At 56.5% G+C, this 3266-nt stretch carries 1 protein-coding gene and 1 rRNA gene; both read right to left on the bottom strand.

Features of this window, described 5'->3' with window-relative positions; genetic code table 11:
- Positions 1 to 3024: exodeoxyribonuclease V subunit gamma (recC, locus tag AC1DH9_RS25630; RefSeq protein WP_477809025.1), on the bottom strand; the 3024-nt coding region annotated here is incomplete at its 3' end.
- Positions 3025 to 3178: 154 nt separating this feature from the next.
- A 5S ribosomal RNA gene (gene rrf / locus AC1DH9_RS25625) occupies positions 3179 to 3266 on the bottom strand; the annotation flags it as partial.

Here is a 3266-nt window from a genome sequence, read left to right as displayed (position 1 = left end):
AGTCAAACGATGCCACTTGCGGGTCTTGATCGAACCAATGCTGTTGGGGATCGTAGTGACAGCCAGCAACCCGCCATCGCTGCGTTGATGGAGACCGCTGAGCCAGCCTTCCAGGCTCACTCCCTGCAATTGAAGCGTCACCGGCAAAGCACTGTTTTGCGGTGTTGGCCACAACGCTAGCAACTGTTGATAACGTTGCAGCAGATCCGGTAGCGGCTCGATCAACTCACGTTGCAAGCACTCACCGAAACCGGCCATCGGCAGCAAGCCGCTGTCCTGCAACCTTTTGGCCTGTGCATGCAGAGCCTGTTCAGGTTGATCGGGGCTAGCCAACGCAGCTTCAAGCAAGCTGTCGCTCAGACTGTAGCGTTGCAGTGCATCGAGCACGAAGGGCTCTTCATCTGCCAAAGGCGCTTCAGCCGCTTCGAAAAACACCTTGAGACGCTGACTGAAAAAATGCCGGACGGGGTTACGCAGAAAATCCTGTAGCTGACCAAGACTCAGCGGCTCCTCCTGAACATAGGCATCAAGGACCTCTAAGGTTTGAGTGCTGTCATGTTGCTCATGCAACAGCTGCCACTCTCGGGCATAGCTGAACAGTTGATCGCCTTCATGGAAATAACGGGCACTGAAAGGTTGTAACGGATGCTCCTGGGTCATCGCCTCGAGGAGTTCTTTAGTGCCGTCGGTATTTTTCCAGCCGTTAGCCAGATGGTCACGCAGTTGACCGATCAATACCGATGCAGGGCGCTCGCTATTGTCGCGAATACTGCGCCCGACCCAACTAATGTAAAGCTGGTCCCGCGCCGAGAGCACGGCTTCGAGCAATAGATAGCGGTCATCCTCTCGCCGTGACCGATCACCGGGGCGGTAATCGCTGCCCATCAGATCGAAATCCAGTGGCGGCTGCGCACGCGGATAATCACCGTCGTTCATACCCAGCAGGCAAACGAGCTTGAACGGGATTGCCCGCATCGGCATCAACGTACAGAAGTTTACTGCGCCGGCCAGGAAGCGCTGGGACAAACGCCCCTGATCGAGACCGGCCAACCAGGCTTCACGGACCACCGTCAGTGGCAGTTCGTCCTGCAAACCAACCGACTCGCAAGTCTCCAGCCAGGTTTCGCGGAGCAACTCGAGCTGGGCCAGCAGATAGTCGTCATGCTCATTGCTGGCCAGGAAAAATAGCTGCATCAACGCTTGCAGACGCACGCCCCATTGCTCGGGTGATGCAGGTTGTGTGAGCTCCTGGTGAGCGATCTGCAAAGCATCGAGTAAAGCTACCAATGGGCCGATCAGTGCCGCATCCAGCCCGCCGATCTCATCATAAGGCTCGATGCCCTCGCAGGAATGACCACTGCCAACGGCATACCCCAGAAGCATGCGACGCAAGCCAAAACGCCAACTGTTTTGCTCAAGCTCATCTGGTAAACCAAGACCGGCGCGCTGTTGCGCGTTCATACCCCAGCGAACGCCAGCCCCTTCGATCCAGCGATGCAAGGTCGGCAGGTCGCACTCCTCTACACCAAATCGGGCGCGCAACGCCGGAACGTCCAACAAATCGAGAATCTCGCTGACCGGGAAACGGCTGTCAGGCAGTTTAAGCAAATGCTCGACCGCGATCAGTAGCGGGTCACGACCACGCTGCCCTTGGTCGGTCAGCGTAAAAGGGATAAAGCGCCGATCCTCTCGCTCCAGTTGACCGAACACGGCGCGAATGTGTGGAGCGTAACTGTCGATGTCGGGAACCATCACGATCACATCGCGTGGACGCAACTGCGGGTCTGCGCTGAAGCGCGCGAGCAACTGATCGTGGAGTATCTCCACTTCACGCTGTGCGCTATGGGCAATGTGAAAACGGATCGACTCGTCCTGCTTCAGATCGACCGCAGGCCAGAGCAGGCGGGTTTCATTCAGCGGGCGCAACTCGAGGATGTCGTCCTGCAATTGATTGAGCATGTTCAACGGCTGGCTTTCGCTGAAAAGGTCGATACGTCCATCGCGAAAAGCTGATCGATAGCTGTTGGGATCGTCATAACTGTCGAGCAGGTTGATGTAGTCGCGCCCTTGCTTGCCCCAGGCTGCCAGCAGCGGGTGAGCATGTTGATGCAGGGTTTGTGGGTCAAGTACGACCGGCATGCCGGTCTTGCGCGCCTGCCGCTTGTACTGATGCCTTAAAAGGTCTTTATCGGCAACGATGTCGGCCCAGTGGTGGCGACAAGGGTTGTGCACACAGAGCAGAACCTGGCTGAAGCGAGCCAATCCTGCGAGTGCTTCCAGGGCTTGAGCGGGTAGCGAAGAAATGCCGAAAACGATCACCCGGGAAGGTAATCCCTTAGGTGCAGTGTCCAGGTCAGTGATTGTCTCGATAAAGCGTTGGTGAACGCCTGCACGGCTTTGCGCCATGCCTTTCTCGCCGACATCCAGCAACAGCGCACGCCACAACTCAGCCTGCCAGCAGTTGGCCGGTGTGAGCGGTTTGCTCTCACCTCTACCGTTACGCAGTTGATGGCGACCCGCCGCCCAATCTTCCAACCAGTCCGCCCGGTACACTTGATACTGGTCAAACAGATCCGCAAGCCGCTCAGCGAGCTGATAGCGTTTACGCAGGTCGGTATCGTGAGTAAGGAAGCGTTGCAGCGGTTCGAAATGTGGTTGATCGATCAGCTCTGGCAACAGGCGCATCAATCGCCAGGTTAGAGGGGCCTTGTCCAGCAAGGATTTCGCTGGGATTTCATCACGTCCGAGCACTGATCGATAAAGTTGCCAYATAAAGCTGCCGGGTAACTGCACATCAATAGCCGCAGCGATGCCACAGCCACCCATGTCGTCATCTTCAGGGTCTTCGGCCAATGCCAGCTTCAGCCATTGGGCAATACCATTGCTCTGCACCAGAGCGATTTCATTTTCCAGGGGAGCAAGCGGATAACGCCGCATCCAGCTGACCACCAGGCTACGCAGTTCGTCCAGGCGGTTGCCGTGAACCACCATAAAACCAGCACTGAGGAACGAGGCGTCCGCCATAAGGGCTTCCTTGGAGAAATGCAAAAGCTAGGGCCGAACCTTAGCATTGTCAGGTGACTGTGACAGCCAGGAGCCGTCCGATGTTGCCGTACGAACTTTCTCGCAGGCAAAACAAAACCCCAACTGCTTTCGCAATTGGGGTTTCGGAATTTAATCTTGACGATGACCTACTCTCACATGGGGAAACCCCACACTACCATCGGCGATGCATCGTTTCACTGCTGAGTTCGGGATGGGATCAG

It is taken from the genome of Pseudomonas sp. 05T35, assembly GCF_056396605.1.
The sequence above is the reverse complement of the archived record's forward strand: the minus strand, read 5'-3'. Positions and strand labels throughout refer to the sequence as shown.